Annotated in this window: 15 protein-coding genes; 8 read left to right on the top strand and 7 right to left on the bottom strand. The window is 46.3% G+C overall.

Annotated features, from left to right (window positions below; genetic code table 11):
• The first annotated feature begins 7 nt into the window (after positions 1–7).
• Both Ami103574_RS11095 and Ami103574_RS11090 read left to right on the top strand, forming a co-directional pair.
• The gene (locus Ami103574_RS11095) at positions 8–475 is read left to right on the top strand and encodes an NfeD family protein (protein WP_163067077.1); all 468 of its coding nucleotides are present in this window, start codon (positions 8–10) and stop codon (positions 473–475) included.
• A 53-nt stretch (positions 476–528) separates the two neighbouring features.
• On the top strand, positions 529–1,479 hold the full coding sequence (locus tag Ami103574_RS11090; RefSeq protein WP_163067076.1) for an SPFH domain-containing protein: 951 nt from the start codon (positions 529–531) through the stop codon (positions 1,477–1,479).
• Positions 1,480–1,628: 149 nt separating this feature from the next.
• On the opposite strand, the gene Ami103574_RS16200 is transcribed toward Ami103574_RS11090, so the two are convergent.
• The 7 genes from Ami103574_RS16200 to Ami103574_RS11055 all read right to left on the bottom strand — a co-directional run bounded on the left by Ami103574_RS16200 (position 1,629) and on the right by Ami103574_RS11055 (position 7,948).
• Positions 1,629–1,859 (bottom strand): DUF4180 domain-containing protein, encoded by a 231-nt coding sequence (locus Ami103574_RS16200; RefSeq protein WP_246213132.1) that lies wholly within the window; start codon positions 1,857–1,859, stop codon positions 1,629–1,631.
• A gap of 466 nt (positions 1,860–2,325) precedes the next feature.
• The gene (locus tag Ami103574_RS11080; protein ID WP_163067075.1) at positions 2,326–3,261 is read right to left on the bottom strand and encodes a lipoate--protein ligase; all 936 of its coding nucleotides are present in this window, start codon (positions 3,259–3,261) and stop codon (positions 2,326–2,328) included.
• Positions 3,254–4,948: a dihydrolipoyl dehydrogenase gene (gene lpdA, locus Ami103574_RS11075; protein WP_163067074.1), complete on the bottom strand. Its 1,695-nt coding sequence runs from the start codon at positions 4,946–4,948 to the stop codon at positions 3,254–3,256. The genes Ami103574_RS11080 and lpdA overlap by 8 nt, the downstream gene beginning before the upstream one ends.
• 56 nt (positions 4,949–5,004) lie before the next feature.
• Positions 5,005–5,358 carry a carboxymuconolactone decarboxylase family protein gene (locus Ami103574_RS11070; protein WP_163067073.1) on the bottom strand — a complete coding sequence of 118 codons (354 nt, stop codon included), beginning with the start codon at positions 5,356–5,358 and terminating at the stop codon, positions 5,005–5,007.
• 123 nt (positions 5,359–5,481) lie between these two features.
• On the bottom strand, positions 5,482–5,916 hold the full coding sequence (locus Ami103574_RS11065; protein WP_246213131.1) for a MarR family winged helix-turn-helix transcriptional regulator: 435 nt from the start codon (positions 5,914–5,916) through the stop codon (positions 5,482–5,484).
• A 172-nt stretch (positions 5,917–6,088) separates the two neighbouring features.
• Entirely contained in the window at positions 6,089–6,865 is a 777-nt protein-coding gene (locus Ami103574_RS11060; RefSeq protein WP_163067071.1) for an enoyl-CoA hydratase-related protein, read from the bottom strand.
• 78 nt (positions 6,866–6,943) lie between these two features.
• Positions 6,944–7,948 (bottom strand): nucleoside recognition domain-containing protein, encoded by a 1,005-nt coding sequence (locus Ami103574_RS11055; RefSeq protein ID WP_163067070.1) that lies wholly within the window; start codon positions 7,946–7,948, stop codon positions 6,944–6,946.
• A 91-nt stretch (positions 7,949–8,039) separates the two neighbouring features.
• Here Ami103574_RS11055 and Ami103574_RS11050 point away from each other — a divergent pair, with 91 nt between their 5' ends.
• From Ami103574_RS11050 to Ami103574_RS11025, 6 genes are all read left to right on the top strand, one after another.
• The gene (locus Ami103574_RS11050) at positions 8,040–9,356 is read left to right on the top strand and encodes a DNA recombination protein RmuC (protein ID WP_246213130.1); all 1,317 of its coding nucleotides are present in this window, start codon (positions 8,040–8,042) and stop codon (positions 9,354–9,356) included.
• Positions 9,357–10,052: a metallophosphoesterase gene (locus Ami103574_RS11045; RefSeq protein WP_163067069.1), complete on the top strand. Its 696-nt coding sequence runs from the start codon at positions 9,357–9,359 to the stop codon at positions 10,050–10,052.
• A 12-nt stretch (positions 10,053–10,064) separates the two neighbouring features.
• The gene (locus tag Ami103574_RS11040; RefSeq protein WP_207710495.1) at positions 10,065–11,240 is read left to right on the top strand and encodes a phosphopentomutase; all 1,176 of its coding nucleotides are present in this window, start codon (positions 10,065–10,067) and stop codon (positions 11,238–11,240) included.
• Between the two features lie 46 nt (positions 11,241–11,286).
• Positions 11,287–12,591 (top strand): pyrimidine-nucleoside phosphorylase, encoded by a 1,305-nt coding sequence (locus Ami103574_RS11035; RefSeq protein ID WP_163067067.1) that lies wholly within the window; start codon positions 11,287–11,289, stop codon positions 12,589–12,591.
• A 64-nt stretch (positions 12,592–12,655) separates the two neighbouring features.
• Positions 12,656–13,573 (top strand): MBL fold metallo-hydrolase, encoded by a 918-nt coding sequence (locus Ami103574_RS11030; RefSeq protein WP_163067066.1) that lies wholly within the window; start codon positions 12,656–12,658, stop codon positions 13,571–13,573.
• 157 nt (positions 13,574–13,730) lie between these two features.
• A complete protein-coding gene (locus Ami103574_RS11025) occupies positions 13,731–15,758 on the top strand; it encodes a sigma-54 interaction domain-containing protein (RefSeq protein WP_163067065.1) in 2,028 nt (675 codons plus the stop codon).
• The last annotated feature ends 1 nt before the right edge of the window (position 15,759 follow it).

Below are 15,759 nucleotides of genomic sequence, written 5' to 3'. Positions count from 1 at the left end.
ACCTTTTATGGTTGGAATAGAATGGTTCGCAGGGAACTGGGCAGTTATATGGGTTTTGGTAGCGGTAGTATTTGGCATCATTGAAGCAGTGACCATGGGGCTCACTACCATCTGGTTCTGCGGAGGAGCGGTGGTAGCTGCTTTAGTGGCTATGATTGGTGCTCCACTGGGTGTACAATTTGCGCTGTTTTTTATCGTCTCCATTGTACTCTTGTATTTTACAAGGCCATTGGCTCAGAAAAAGTTGAATATAGCGGTGGAAAAGACCAATTCCGATGCGCTGATTGGGCATATTGGCTTTGTGACAGTGCAGATTGATGCTTTTTCTACGGGACAGGTAAAGATTCAAGGTAAGGAGTGGACGGCTGTGTCATTGGACAGAGCGTTGACCATAGAGGAAAATACGAAGGTTGTGGTCCGAAGCATCGAAGGGGTGAAGCTGGTGGTAGAACCGTCAGCGGATGGACAGCAATAATCCTAAAAAGGTTATAGTATTGAGTGTAAAGAGTAAATCAGGGAGGAACAAATATGTTTAATGTTATTGCAGGATTTCTGTTGGCGGTGATCATCATATTATTGCTGGTCACTAATATTCGGGTAGTGCCACAAGCCAGAGCGTACGTTGTGGAACGCTTGGGAGCATACAGCGCCACTTGGCAGGTAGGTCTCCACTTTAAAATTCCGTTAATTGATAAAATTTCCCGAAAGGTTTCCTTGAAGGAACACGTAATTGACTTCCCACCTCAGCCGGTAATCACCAAGGATAACGTAACCATGGAGATTGATACCGTTGTTTATTATCAGATTACTGACCCGAAGCTTTATACTTATGGTGTAGAAAATCCGATGGCGGCCATTGAGAATCTGACGGCTACCACCTTGAGAAACATCATCGGTGAACTGGAGCTGGACGGCACGCTGACCAGCCGGGAGCACATTAATGGCAAGATTCGCGTGGTGCTGGATGAGGCTACAGATGCTTGGGGTATCAAGATCAACCGGGTGGAGGTAAAGAACATCACACCGCCTAGAGATATTCAAGTTGCCATGGAAAAGCAGATGCGGGCAGAGCGGGAGAGAAGAGAAGCTATTCTGCGGGCAGAAGGAGAAAAGAAATCTGTCGTGCTGATTGCAGAGGGTAACAAGGAATCCGTGATTCTGGAGGCAGAAGCTAAGAAGGAAGCGGTTATTTTAGAAGCAGAAGCTAGGAAACAGGCTGCTATTCGAGCTGCGGAAGGTGAAGCTGAAGCTATTCGCATGGTGCAGCAGGCGACAGCAGACGGTATTAAAATGCTGGTGGAATCCGCACCAAACAAAGAGGTGCTGGCCATCAAGAGCATGGAGGCCTTTGCGGCAGCTGCTGACGGCAGAGCTACTAAGATTATTATTCCATCGGATATTCAAGGCGTTGCCGGTCTGGCCACCTCTTTTGCAGAGCTGGTAAAGGATGATAAGCCAAAGGAAAAGATGCTTAAGTAAGAAAAGAATCCTCGTTCAGAGGCCGGGAAGTCACCAGGAGAAGTTGTGAACCGACCTCATAAGTCAAGTTGGATACGAAAAACACCTCATTTCCGAAACTAATTGGAAATGAGGTGTTTTAGCATATGAACGGCGATAAATTTTTGTCGCTAAGCCATCAAAGAATTCATTGCACTTTCAATATTATTTTTGAAAAATATAAGTCGACCATTATTACATTCGTAGATAAAATCTTGAAGGCTTTTGCTCGTATATATAGAAAAATCTCCCACGATAGCCATCTTAAAATTGTAATTTGAAAACTTCTGTAAAACCTCTCCGGCAAAGCCGGTCCTTAAGTCGAAAAAATGTTCGTCTAAGCTGTCATGAAATATAATCATACCAGTGCATTACTCTTGGGACCAAGCATCAGCCATTAAATCAAGCGCATCTTGCGTGCAGCTAATCTTTTGGGCGCGATCAATTACAGCGATAGATCGGTCGTTTTTGGTTACAATGTTCATTCTATTCTCCCTCCTCAAGAACTGGAATAATATACGTCAATTCCTTCGGCACAACGTGTCCTACTTTTCTAACATAATTCTTTTCTCTCCAATTGCTCCACCAATGCGGATATAGAGCTAATCATTATTCCCATAAAGCGTATGCCGCCCCATAGCGTTGTGCGTACTTTGTTTTCCTCGGTAATATACTGTGTGTTCAGGGATGAATGTCCATATTCAGGCGGTTTTGAATTTAGCGCTCCTGTCAGGGTATTCATGATATAGATTGCTTCGTCCTTATCATAAACCGTAATATCGACAACTGCTGATGCTTTGAATCGGTCTTCAACGGAAAGCTTTTTATTTACTTAAATAAAGAGCCCAACTGATTCCATAGAGACTCCTGATTAAATCTCCTATGGAGGACTTGCTGGCAGATGAGGGTTGGAACCTCTAGATTTAAAGAGTCGGTGGCTACGGTGACCTTCTCAATGATGCCATCCAGAATCGTTAAGTAAAGAGTAACCTCTCCCCAGGGGAAATGCTCGGATAGTTCTACATTAAATTCAGGGGAGGAGCCATAGGACCACCCCCAGCTCTCGTAGCGATTTTTCAGCTCTAGAATTTCAGGTAGGTCTGCCTGGATTTCTTCTTCAGAAATTTGGTTTATCTGCCATACTTCCGCCTTTGAAGTAAAGGTTTGAATCAGATCTTGCTGCAAGCTGTCTAGGCTAATCTTATTGTTAAATTCTTTGAGATTTTTTACCCTGGATTTGACTGAATCGATTCCTTTGGATTGTAATTTTTTTGGAGATACGGTCAAGACCCTGCTCAATTTTTCAAAGTCCACATCCAGCAGTAAGGTGCCATGGTGGCAGAGGGTATCTTCTTCCAAGAAATAAGCATTACCAGAGATTTTAAAGCCTTCTGCCAAGATATCATTTTTCCCACTGAAATCGGCGGAAATACCATTTAGGGACAGGGCTTGCAGGATTACCTCCATATTGCGATGAATTTGGTCAACTCCGTCAGGGGAGATAAAGGTAAAGTTTAGGTTGCCTAAATCGTGGTATACCGCGCCGCCCCCAGATAAGCGGCGAACCAGTTGGCCGCCTAAACGGTTTAATTCTTCCAGATTGCATTCTTTCCATGGATTTTGGTTTCGGCCGATGACAACGGTATTCTGATTTTGCCATAAATACAATATCTGCTCATGGGGCCGGCGACGGCCAACCAAATATTCCTCAAAGGCCAGATTGAAGTACGGATTGAAACTTTGTGAAATATAAATGCTATGCAAAATGGATGGCCTCCCCGGTGATTCCTAATATGGCTTCATGGATAGATTCCGCCGTAGTGGGATGAGCAAAAATGGTGTGGTGTAATGTCCGGTAATCTGTTTTCTGTTGGATGAGCGGTGTGAAGCAGGCAATCAGGTCGGTGGCATTTGGTCCGATGACAGCAGCACCAAGGATGCAGTGATTCTGAGTATCAAAGAGAATTTTAACAAAACCGTGACCCTGGCCTTGGCTGAGAGCTTTGCCGTTGGCTGAAAAAGGGAACTTGCTTACCTCATAAGAAATGGCAGACTTTTGAGCTTCTTTCTCACAAAGCCCTACCGTTGCAAATTCAGGGGAAACAAATACAGCGCTGGGCACCGCCGTGTAATCCATGGTACTGGATTGACCCATGCAATGTTCTGCGGCAACAATTCCTTGGTGGCTGGCAACGTGGGCCAACTGTATAATATTGGTCACATCTCCGATGGCGTAAACCGATGGATTGGAAGTGACCATGTGGTGGTCTACTTGAATGCCATTTTTCTTTTCGTTTAATTCTACCCGCAGCTCTTGCAGATTTACGGCGGACAGGTTGGGCGTTCGGCCGACGGACATCAAGACGGTATCGCCAACGACCAGGTGACTTTTCCCCTTGCGGGTAAACGCCGTGACTGCCTGCTTATCCTCGGCCAGTGAAATTTCTTCCACCTTGGCGCCAGTGTGTAAGGTAATACCACGATGAGCACATTCCTCCTGGATCAAGGCCACTAGGTCTTCATCAAAGTTGAAGAGGATGCTGTCCATATATTCGATAACGGATACCTTTGAGCCAAGGGAATTAAAAATAAAGGCAAACTCCATGCCGATGACGCCGCCGCCGATAATAGTCAATGCCTGAGGGAGTTCTTTCATGTTTAAGATCTCTTCGTTCGTCAATACCACCGGTAAGTCTGCCCCAGGAATGTTAAGCCGAGTGGGGGAGGAGCCGGTTGCCAGAATGGTTTTCTTGGGGAAAATAGTAGCATCAATCTTGCTGGAATGAACCTGAATGGACTGTTCAGAAACCACGGCTTCTCCTTGAATCAGTCGGATGTTCCAGTGCTTTAAAAGATATTGGATGCCAGACGACAGGTTGGAAACCACCTCATCTTTCCGCTTGACAATCTGGTCTAAATGAACTACAGGCGGTCCTACTTCTAAACCGACTTCAGCGGCGTGATGGATTTCATCGGACAGATGGGCGCTTTTGACAAAGCTCTTTGTGGGAATACACCCAGAATTCAGGCACGTACCGCCAAGGTGTTCCTTTTCAATCAAGACCACCTTTGCGCCAAGTTGGGCACCGCGGATGGCAGCAACATATCCGCCAGGTCCGCCGCCGATGACGGCAATATCACAGGAGATGTCTTCTTTTTTTGGTTTAGCCAATCCAAAGCTGTATGCTGCACCGGTGGATTGTGGCTCTTGGGTGACTTTTTTGCCATCCATTTCAGCAATTACAGCACCTATTTTAATCTGCTGTCCTTCTTGAATCAGCAGTTTGCTGATGCAGCCTTCATATTCTGATTGTACAAGAAAATTTCCTTTGGTAGACTCCGCGTTAAATAGGCCGTCTCCCGGCTGAATGGTATCCCCGTTTTTAACGAGAATTTTCCCTACTTTGGCACTTTTATCTTCCCCGTATAGTTTATTTAAAATTATCTGCATTGGTCGTTCTCCTTTATAAAACAGGGGAGTGTTTGCACGCTCCCCTGTTGGACCTATTATTGAAAATCCTTTTCAAATTCTGCAATACAATCTGTTAACAAGGTAACGGTATAGGCCATGGAAGGTCCTCCACCGAAGGCTACAGACACCATGGCGGACTCCAGAATTTCCTCCTTGGTTGCTCCGGCCTCGAAAGCCTTGTAACAGTGATAAACAATACAATATTCGCAGCGGTTATAACAGCCGATGGCTATGCTCATCAGTTCCTTCGTCTTTAAGTCCAGCGCCTTTGGACTGTAGGAAGCTCCCAGCAACCCCATAAACGCATCTACGGCCTCTTCGTTGGTCTCCCTTAGAGTTCCCAGTCCATTGACAAAGTCATTGAGCATTTCTCGTACATTTCTCGCCATTTTTACTCCTCCTATCAGGTTTTATCAATATATAATTAGCATGTTAACTATTAGTATAACAATTATATAATTGTTGTCAAGTAAAAATAGCCCCTAAGGGGCCATTTTATGAGAGATTTTTCACTATTTTTCATTGATGTTTTGGAGCATTTTGTTCAAGACTTGTTGAAAGATGGCCACTTCTTCATCGGAAACCTCTTTTAATAAAAGATCGCTGAATTCTTTCCCCAAAGGGTATAGGTCGATGGCTTTTCCACGCCCGGAATCGGACAGCATAACATATTTCATGCGGCGGTCTGTGGCATTTTCCACTCGCTGAATCAAACCATCTCGGGACATCCGATCCAGTAACCGCACCAGGGAGGATTCTTTTATGTTCATCAGGCTGGACAGTTCCTTTTGCCCCATGGGCTGGTCGGCGTTTAAAAGGAAATACAGCGCAATCCATTGAATCCTGGTTAAACCGTGCTGTTCCAAACGTTTATTAAAGTTTTCTGTAATCGTCTTAATAGCTGTATTGGTAACAAAGCCAATACATTTTGATAAATCGTACTCCACTTCCATGATCTCCTCTATACATGTTCGACAATAGCTATGCCGTGATATTCAATCTATTAAAGTATAAAGGAAAAAACAATATTTTTCTACTGAAAAGTCAAAACGTGTACCGTTTGTTCTATTCATAGAAGCAAAAAAATAGAGGATGCCAGAAGACATCCTCTTTCATTCTTTATTTTTTCTGGAATTTAGCTTCCCGCTTTTCCAGGAAGGCACTCATGCCTTCGGTCTTATCTTGGGAGGCGAATGGCGCAGTAAAGGCTTCAATCTCCATGGCGCTGGCCGTCTTCATGTCCAGTCCGTAGCCGTTGTTAATCACTGTTTTAGCCACTGCTACAGCGATAGGGGCCTTAGACATAATAGTTTTTGCTACCTTTTCAGCAGTAGCCATCAGCTCTTCCGGCGGTACCATTTTTTCCACTAAGCCAATGCGGTAAGCTTCATCGGCGGTAATCATTTCGGCTGTCATAATCAGGTATTTGCCCATGCTCTTACCTACCAGCCGAGGCAGACGCTGGGTGCCGCCAAAGCCGGGAATAATACCCAAGTTTACTTCTGGCTGGCCAAACTTCGCTTTTTCAGAAGCGATACGGATATCACAGGCCATGGCCAGTTCGCAGCCGCCGCCTAGAGCAAAGCCGTTTACGGCAGCAATAATTGGTTTTTCAATGGATTCCATATAATTCATAAGCTTGTGGCCTAAAATCATCATATCTCGACCGGCTACGGCATCCAGGGCGTGCATCTGGGCGATATCTGCTCCTGCAACAAAGGCTTTTCCCTCTCCCGTCAATACAGCAGAGCAGATTTCTTCGTTGGATTCCACTTCACTAAAGGCAGTGTACAGTTCATTCAGTACATCCATGTTCAGGGAATTCATAGCCTGAGGTCGGTTAATGGTGATAAAGGCAATCTTATCTTTTACTTCAAATTTTAAGTTTTCGTACATAACAAAACTCCTCTCATCTATAAAATGTTTTATATAGATACCATACTATATACAGATATCATATCATACATAGTGGAGTTATGGCAATATTAACAAAATACTTAATAGTTTGCCGAGAGCTAAAGTTAGGAAGACGGAAAACAGCCAAATAGCCAAAGAGATTCGTTTGCTCTCGTGCTTTAAAAGGACAATCATGGATGCCAGGCAGGGCACAAAGAGAGTCAGCATAACCACACAGATGAAACTCTGTGCTTGAGTAAAGGTCCCTTTTGCAAAGAGAGCCAGCAGGCTAGAGGCTCCGAGATCTTTTTTGATGATGCTTAAAACGAAAATTGCAGCGGCATCGGCTGGCAGCTTTAAAAATTGGCAGAAGACCGGTGCCGTCCAGAGACAGAGCCGATCGATGAAGCCTACATAAGAGAGAATGGATACTAGAATATTGCCGATGGCAAAGGGGAAGGCCATCTCCAGAAGAAATCCGCTGCTGCTGCGGAGAGCCTTCGTCAATAGAGGCAGGAGCCTAGGCACGGTAAAGCTGAGGCCTCTGGGGGCTGTGGGGCTTCGGTACGTTCTTTGCGACTTGGCGTTTTTTCCAGTACGAACCTTGGCAGGCTTGCCGGGAAGCCACTTGTTCAGCAGGAAGCCTCCCAGCAGAAAGATAACGCATAGGAGGATGATGTAGGCAACTAAGTAACGTCGACTAGTCTGAAAAACCAACACGGTGTTAATGACCAACTGGGCGGAACAAGGGATAAATAAACAGAGGAGAATCTGAGCAATTCGTCTTTCCCTAGGGTTAGGGTGGAGCTGCAAGGCACCCAGCGCTACCGTTACACAGCCAAAGCCTAGAAGTAAAGGCAGGAAGGTCCCTGCGGACAGGCCTATTTTCTGAAAGAGCCCATCCAGTCTGCGGGCTGCCAGGTGAAGCAGATTGGATTCCAGGAGAAACAGCTGCAACAAATAAAAAGAAGTGATAATGGGAAATAAAATTTTCAGTAAAAAATAGGGGACCATGGTCAGCAGGCCGAAGTCTCCCCAGATAATGTAGTTAAGCAGCGGGTACAGATTAAAGGCACCATTCATTTTGACTTTTTAACCTCCATTTTTTGTGGTATACTTATATAGAAAATATGCAGGAGCTGTTTCATACAGAATCAGAAGGGCGGATATATTTATGAGTTCGATGCTTATTTTGGCTGCTGCGGCAGGTCTTGGCTTGTTTACAGCTGCGGTAGCCATTCTTTTATATATGTTTTTAAAGCGGCATAGCGTGGGTGAGGGAGATCGGCGGGAACGGGCTATGCAGCAGGTTCGCTTGGAACTGCTGCAAGAGATGAAGGCTTCGCGTCAGGAAACCATGCAGTTTATTCAGGGCAGCTTTAAGGCCATGGGGGACATGGTGGCTGGAAATCAGAAAGAATCTGCCGAAGCGCAAGATATGCGCTTGGCTCAGTTGAACAGTCAGTTTAATCACATGTCTCTGCTTCACGAGCAAAAGCTGGAGAACATACGTAAGACTATGGAGACCCGATTGACTGCCCTGCAAGAGGAAAATGGGCGGCAGCTGGAGCAGATGCGCCATACGGTAGATGAAAAGCTGCAAAAGACCTTGGAGGATCGCATCAGTCAGTCGTTTCAACTGGTCAGTCAGCGGCTGGAACAGGTGTACAAGGGCCTGGGAGAAATGCAGACTTTAGCTTCCGGGGTGGGGGATTTGAAAAAGGTGCTTTCCAACGTAAAGACTAGAGGAATCCTAGGGGAAATACAGTTGGGAGCTATTTTAGAACAAATTTTGGCCAGAGACCAGTATGAAGAAAACATCCGCACCAAAAGCAGTGGGGCGGAGCGGGTGGAGTTTGCCATCAAGCTTCCGGGAGATGCAGACGGAGTGGTCTATTTGCCTATTGATGCTAAATTTCCCGCAGATGCGTATACTAAATTGATAGAAGCCTATGATTCGGCTGATGCCAAGGAAATCGACGAGGCAGCTAAAAATTTAGAACGAGCGATTAAGAAAGCGGCAAAAGATATCCACGAAAAATACGTGGAGCCGCCAGTTACCACCGACTTTGCTATCATGTTTCTGCCCTTTGAGGGATTGTATGCGGAAGTGGTGCGCCGGGGCATGGTGGAGGTGCTTCAACGGGAGTACAAGATAAGCATCGCCGGGCCTACCACTATGGCAGCTCTGTTAAACAGTCTACAGATGGGTTTCAAGACCTTGGCCATTCAGAAACATTCCAGCCAGGTATGGGACATTTTAGGAGCGGTAAAGACAGAGTTTGATAAATTTGGTACCGTATTGGAGGCTACACAGCAGCGTATTAATCAGGCCAACACAGAGCTGGATAAACTGATTGGTACCAGAACCAGAAGCATCCAGCGGAAGCTCAGGGGGGTAACAGGCCTGAGTGAATTGGAGAGTACATCTATATTGGAATTAGAGTCCGGGCCGATGGCCGGGTACCTAAAGGAAGAGGAAGAAAGCTAGATGAAAATTTTTGCTATTGCAGATTTACATTTATCCTTTGATAGCCGGGTAGAGAAGCCTATGGACATTTTTGGGGGCCAATGGGTGAATCATACGGTGCGGGTAAAGGAAAACTGGGAGGCAGCTGTCACGGATCAGGACCTTGTGCTTATACCGGGGGACATATCTTGGGCCTTGAAAAGAGAAGAAGCTCTGGCAGATTTTGAGTGGATTCATCAGCTGCCAGGGAAAAAAGTCATCACGAAGGGAAATCATGATTTGTGGTGGAATGGTATTGCCAAGTTGAATCAGCTATATGAAGACATATTTTTTCTACAAAACACCTTTTATGCGGCAGGAGATTTAGCCATCTGCGGTAGTCGGGGTTGGTTGTGCCCTGGCAGTGATGAATTTGATCCCCATGACAACAAGATTTACGAGCGTGAACTATTGCGGCTGGACTTTTCTCTGTCAGCGGCAAAGAAAGCCGGATTTCAGCGATTTATCGGCATGCTGCATTACCCGCCAACCAATGATCGGATGCATAAGTCCGGATTTACGGAATTGTTCGCCAAGTACGGTGTAGAAAAAGTAGTGTACGGGCATCTACATGGCCAGGAGGGCTATAAGAATGGGTTTAAAGGTGTGATGAACGGGGTGGAATATAAGCTGGTATCTTTGGATTACTTGCAGTGTAAGCCCTTGCAGATTGTATAAGGAGAAATGGATATGAAGAGAGTAACATTGATTGTTTTAGATAGTTTGGGCGTAGGGGAATTGCCAGATGCAGAAAGCTACGGAGATAAAGGCGCGGATACCCTGGGACATATTGTAGATACTACCCCGGATATTAATATCCCTAATTTGCGGCTGCTGGGCTTTGGCAACATACAAGAGGTGGCTGGAGGAAAGCTGGCGGTGGCGGCACCTACAGGAGCTTTTGGCAAGCTGAAAGAGCAATCCAGAGGAAAGGATACCATCACCGGCCATTGGGAGATTGCGGGGCTGTATACGGAGGTGCCGTTTAAAACCTATCCCGACGGTTTTCCGGCCAGCTTTATGAAGGCTTTTGAGAAAGCAATCGGTCTGGAAACCTTGGGCAACTACGCCGCATCTGGTACGGAGATTATTCAGGAGCTGGGTCCGGAGCATGAGGCTACGGGAAAACCCATCGTCTACACTTCCGCCGACAGCGTATTTCAGATTGCGGCCAATACAGCAGTCATTCCGCTGGAGCGGCTTTATGAAATCTGTCAGACGGCCAGAGAAATGCTGGTAGGAGATGTCGCTTGCGGACGGGTTATTGCCCGACCGTATGTTTTAGACGCCGACGGTCAGCGGAACCGGACCTCCGATCGGCGGGACTATGCCGTATCTCCTAGTGGGAAGACACTGCTGGAGCTGGTTCAGGAGGCTGGTAAGACGGTCTATGCCATCGGCAAGATTAGTGACATCTTCAACGGACAAGGGGTGACGACCTCGGTGCACACGGAGAGCAACATGGATGGAGTCGACAAGACCATCCAGGCCCTAAAAGAGGATTTTTCAGGTCTAATCTTCACTAATCTGGTGGATTTTGATTCCAAGTACGGCCACCGGCGGGATCCGGAAGGCTATGGAAAGGCCATCGAAGAATTTGACAGCCGATTGCCGGAGCTGCTGGCAGCCATGGGCAGTCAAGATTTGCTAATTCTCTGTGCAGATCACGGAAATGATCCAGTTCATGCTGGCTGGGATCATACGAGAGAGCATGTACCTGTCGTTCTGTTCGGTAAAGAGGTTAAGGCTGGAACGGATTTGGGGGTGCGGGAGTCTTTTGCAGACATCGGTGCCACCATCGCTGAGGCCTTGGGAGCTGGCAGCACACAGATTGGAAAGAGCTTTCTGCCTCTGATTCGGGTTTAGAGCAGAGAGCACATAAATTGAAACCCAGAAAGGGAGGAAATGCTATATGAATATGAGCGATATCATCGGTAAAAAGCGAAATGGCGAAACTCTCAGCCAAGAAGAAATCGACTACGTGGTAGCGGGGTATACAGAGGGATCCATTCCTGACTATCAAATGTCGGCTTGGCTGATGGCCGTATATTTTCAGAAGATGAACCGGGAAGAAACCTTTCATCTGACTAGAGCGATGAAACATTCTGGAGATGTTATCGACTTGTCCGGCATTGACGGCGTGAAGGTGGATAAGCACAGTACTGGCGGAGTAGGAGATAAGACTACGCTGATTGTTGCTCCGTTGGCGGCAGCCTGTGGGGTTCCCATTGCAAAGATGAGCGGACGGGGCCTGGGATTTACAGGGGGCACGGTGGACAAGATGGAGGCCATACCTGGATTCCAGACTGCGGTAGAGGCGGATCGTTTTATAGAGCAAGTCAATACAATTGGCCTTTCTGTCATCGGACAGACGGCTCACATCGCACCGGCAGACAAGAAGATTTATGCCCTGCGGGATGTAACGGCTACCGTGGACAATATGAGCCTGATTTCTTCCAGTATCATGAGCAAGAAGCTGGCTTCGGGCAGTGATGCTATCGTTTTAGATGTCAAGTGCGGCGATGGGGCTTTTATGGAAAATCTGGAGGATGCCAGTATTCTGGGGCAGATGATGGTAGATATCGGTAACGGTGACAAGAAAAAGACCATTGCCGTGATTACGGATATGAACCAACCTTTGGGGCAGGCGGTGGGAAACAGCCTGGAAGTCATCGAAGCCATCGAGACCTTGAAGGGTTGCGGACCGGCGGACATACAGGAGCTCTCTTTGATTTTGGCGGGGATTATGATTTATGCGGGAGGAAAAGCTTCCAACAGGGAAGAAGGGTATGAGATGGCCAAGGCAGCTTTGGACAGTGGAGCAGCGCTGGAGAAGTTGAGGCAGTTTGTGGAGGCCCAGGGCGGCAATGCAGCGGTCATTGAGGACTACAGTCTATTCCCGCAGCATACCTGCCAGCGAGAACTTCGCAGCAGTCAGGATGGCTTTGTGGGCAAGATCGCTGCCAAGGCTATCGGATTGGCTTCCCAGCATGCCGGAGCAGGAAGAGCGACCAAGGAGGATACGATTGACTTATCAGCAGGAATCTATCTGCATAAGAAGGTGGGCGATTCCGTCTGCTCAGGAGATATCTTAGCAGTGATTTACGGCAGTGATGAAGAAAAGGTGGAAAAGAGCGCCCAGGAGGCAGAAAAGGCCTTTGTGATCACGCCAGAGAAGCCAAAGCCAGAGCTTTTGATTAAAAAAATTATTCTCTAGAAGGCTGGACAGAATAAATCCCCGAAATAGACGCCATATTTTTAGCAAAGGAGCGCAGCAGCGTATGAATACAGTTTATGATACTTTTTTAGACCACGACCGGTTTAAATTTCCGGAGGGGTTAGTGCGGGTAACGGCAGGAAAGGGCGGTGAAGCCATTCTGGTCTTTGGCAGCAAAAAGACTTTTTTGGTGGACTGCGGCATGGCTTACTGCGGGGATAAAGTGGTGCGAAACATCGAATTTGCTTTGGCTATGAGGGATCGGACAAGGCTGGATGGCATCTTGTTGTCCCATTCTCATTACGATCACATCGGCGCGCTGCCCTATGTGAAGAAGAGATGGCCGGAAGCGGTGGTCTACGGCGCCGATAAAGCACAGAGGGTGTTCTCCCGGCCAGGGGCCCACGCCCTGATGAAAGAGTTGGGAACAGCGGCCAGAGATTTATATTCTGAATCCAAACAAGAAATTCTCACGGAAGGCTTAGCGGTCAACGTGGCAGTAGGAGAAGGGGATGAAATTTCCATTGGAGATGAATCCTTTAAAGTGTTGGAGACGAAGGGGCACACGGACTGTTCTTTGACTTATGTATTGGAACCACGGAGTATTATGTTTACCAGCGAGAGTACAGGGGTTTTGGAAAACCCTCAGTTTGTCCATACCTCTATCCTCAAAGGGTATGAAGCCAGTATTCAGTCGGCTTTGAAATGTAAAGCCTATGGGCCGAAGTTCATCATCTGTCCTCACTTTGGTATTCTGCCCTCCTATTTCACAGACCAATATTTCGACTTGTACATTCAGTGTGCAGAGGAAAAAAAGGCCTTTCTTTTGGACCTATACCATAGAGGGTTGAATAAAGAGCAGATTCTGGAGGCGTACATTCAACGTCATTGGTCGGAGGAATGGGGCAAGGATCAGCCCAAGGAAGCTTTCGTCATCAACGGAGGCCATATGATTGATACAGTTATAAAAGAATGCGGTTGAGCATTCTTTTTTTTATCTCTCGGCTGCGTGTTTATATTACGTTCACGGAGGGAGTGATTCATTTCATTTGAATCCTATTATAGCCGTTTTAGTTGTATTATTTTTCGATTCGGTATAATATGACTTGTATAAAGCTGTTGTCTAGGAGGTCGTATTAATGAAGAAAATCGCACTTATCTATAAAAACCGGGAGAATCAGGGCATCATTGAGTATCTGGAGGACACCTTATACCACATTTTCGCAGGATATATTCAAATTGAGAGCTGTTTTATCAGCGAACTGATGCCTCATGAACAGATTGAAGCAGATGCCTATTTGATGGTGTACGAGAATATGATTTATCAGCTGAAAGACCACATCTCTAACTTTTATAAACTGATTCTGCTGGGGCGCAGCATCCGTAGGGAATTTCTCCATGCTATGCTGGAAATTCCCCCAGATACAGAGGTGCTCATCGTAAATGATACCTACGAAACTACCGTCCAGACCACATACACGTTGTATGAGCTGGGCATCAGTCATCTGAACTTGATTCCCTACGACAAGGAACTAGCGGCATCAGGAGCCTACGATGAGATCCAGTATGCCATTACCCCTAACGAAGAAAATCTAGTGCCTAAAACGGTGAAAAAGAGCCTGAATATCGGCTATCGAGAAATCAGCTTTGACACCTTGCTGAAGTTGATGCGAAAGCTGGACCTGGATAACGACGTGATTAATCGCAATCTAATCCGTCATCTTCATACTATCTTGGAGCCCAACAGCGATTACCACGACAATTATTATAACAGCTATCTGAAAGGAAAGCTGTTGAACCGGGTGGTGGATAATTCTCTGGAAGCTATTCTCATGCTCAACGACAAGCTGGAAGTGGTGTATTTTAACGATAAAGCCAATGCCATTTTTGAGACCAATGTAAATGTCCCTTTTGCCAGCATTGAATCGGAGCTTATTCAGGGAGAAGATCTAAAAAATTATCCGTTGCTTCTGGGAGAGGAAAACTACCTCTTTGAAAAGACCACCATCAAGCTGATGGACGAGACCATCGGCTACCTATTAAATTTGCAGAGTGAAAAACTCCTTCATGATATTGAAATTAATTTGAAAAATTATAATGCCAAAAAGGGCCTGGTGGCTAAGCACACTTTTCAGGATATCATCTTTCAATCTGAATCCATGGGTGAGTGCATTCAGGTGGCTAAGCAAGTGGCTCAGACCGATTATACGATACTCATACGAGGAGAGACGGGAACGGGGAAGGAGTTGATGGCTCAGTCTATCCATAATTATTCCCACAGGAGCCATGCGCCTTTTATTGCTGTTAACTGTGCGGCTATCCCGGAAACTCTTTTGGAAAGCGAGTTGTTCGGATATGAAGGTGGTGCTTTTACGGGAGCTCAGAAAAATGGAAAGCTTGGTTTCTTTGAAAAGGCTCACACCGGAACCTTGTTTTTAGACGAAATTGGGGATATTTCTCCTAATCTGCAAACCAGGCTCCTTCGAGCTATTCAGGAGAAACAGATTATGCGTATTGGCAGTGACAAGGTTATCGATGTAGACATACGCATTATCGCCGCTACTAATTCCAAGTTGGAGGAAGCGGTAGAAAAGGGTAAGTTTCGAGGAGACCTGTTTTATCGATTAAATGTGATTCCGCTGTTTCTAAAGCCCCTCAGTCAGAGAAAGGGTGATATTTTACCCTTGTTAAAGTTCTTCCTGGGAAAGAATTACGGTAATGTAACAGAGCGAGAAAAGAATTTGCTGGTGGAATATCAGTGGCCGGGAAATATTCGTCAGCTTCAAAGTGCAGGTTTGTATTATCGAACCCTGGGGAAATTCCCTGAATATCTGTATGAAATAAAGAATCGGAAGCAGGAAGGCTGGCGGGAACCGACCGAGAACCCCCTTGAAGAAAAAGGCAGACTGGAGGAACGGAGCCCTATGAACCAGTCTGCGGTTGTACAACGGATTTTGAGGGAAATATATGAAGCCACACAGGTATACCACGGCATAGGTCGCAGTGCTATCCTCGCTAAGCTGGCAGCAGAGGGCATTAAGCTCAGCGATGGCAAGCTGCGGAATCTGCTGTCACAGCTGGAAAAGCAGGGGCTCATATCCGTCAAACGGGGCCGCTGCGGGGCTCAAATTACCGAAAAGGGGATGGCGTTTATTCAGCAACTGTGAA

Source organism: Aminipila butyrica (assembly GCF_010669305.1).
Taxonomy (GTDB): Bacteria; Bacillota; Clostridia; order Peptostreptococcales; family Anaerovoracaceae; genus Aminipila; species Aminipila butyrica.
Note: the sequence above shows the minus strand (reverse complement) of the source record. Positions and strands in the feature narration are given on the sequence as shown.

What these genes read in the sequence shown, in the direction of transcription:
- Ami103574_RS11060 (WP_163067071.1), bottom strand. Translation starts at nt 6,865, where the DNA reads ATGTACGAAAACTTAAAATTTGAAGTAAAAGATAAGATTGCCTTTATC.
- Ami103574_RS16200 (WP_246213132.1), bottom strand. Translation starts at nt 1,859, where the DNA reads ATGATTATATTTCATGACAGCTTAGACGAACATTTTTTCGACTTAAGG.
- Ami103574_RS11045 (WP_163067069.1), top strand. Translation starts at nt 9,357, where the DNA reads ATGAAAATTTTTGCTATTGCAGATTTACATTTATCCTTTGATAGCCGG.
- Ami103574_RS11070 (WP_163067073.1), bottom strand. Translation starts at nt 5,358, where the DNA reads ATGGCGAGAAATGTACGAGAAATGCTCAATGACTTTGTCAATGGACTG.
- Ami103574_RS11055 (WP_163067070.1), bottom strand. Translation starts at nt 7,948, where the DNA reads ATGAATGGTGCCTTTAATCTGTACCCGCTGCTTAACTACATTATCTGG.
- Ami103574_RS11090 (WP_163067076.1), top strand. Translation starts at nt 529, where the DNA reads ATGTTTAATGTTATTGCAGGATTTCTGTTGGCGGTGATCATCATATTA.
- Ami103574_RS11050 (WP_246213130.1), top strand. Translation starts at nt 8,040, where the DNA reads ATGAGTTCGATGCTTATTTTGGCTGCTGCGGCAGGTCTTGGCTTGTTT.
- lpdA (WP_163067074.1), bottom strand. Translation starts at nt 4,948, where the DNA reads ATGCAGATAATTTTAAATAAACTATACGGGGAAGATAAAAGTGCCAAA.
- Ami103574_RS11040 (WP_207710495.1), top strand. Translation starts at nt 10,065, where the DNA reads ATGAAGAGAGTAACATTGATTGTTTTAGATAGTTTGGGCGTAGGGGAA.
- Ami103574_RS11095 (WP_163067077.1), top strand. Translation starts at nt 8, where the DNA reads ATGGTTGGAATAGAATGGTTCGCAGGGAACTGGGCAGTTATATGGGTT.
- Ami103574_RS11025 (WP_163067065.1), top strand. Translation starts at nt 13,731, where the DNA reads ATGAAGAAAATCGCACTTATCTATAAAAACCGGGAGAATCAGGGCATC.
- Ami103574_RS11030 (WP_163067066.1), top strand. Translation starts at nt 12,656, where the DNA reads ATGAATACAGTTTATGATACTTTTTTAGACCACGACCGGTTTAAATTT.
- Ami103574_RS11035 (WP_163067067.1), top strand. Translation starts at nt 11,287, where the DNA reads ATGAATATGAGCGATATCATCGGTAAAAAGCGAAATGGCGAAACTCTC.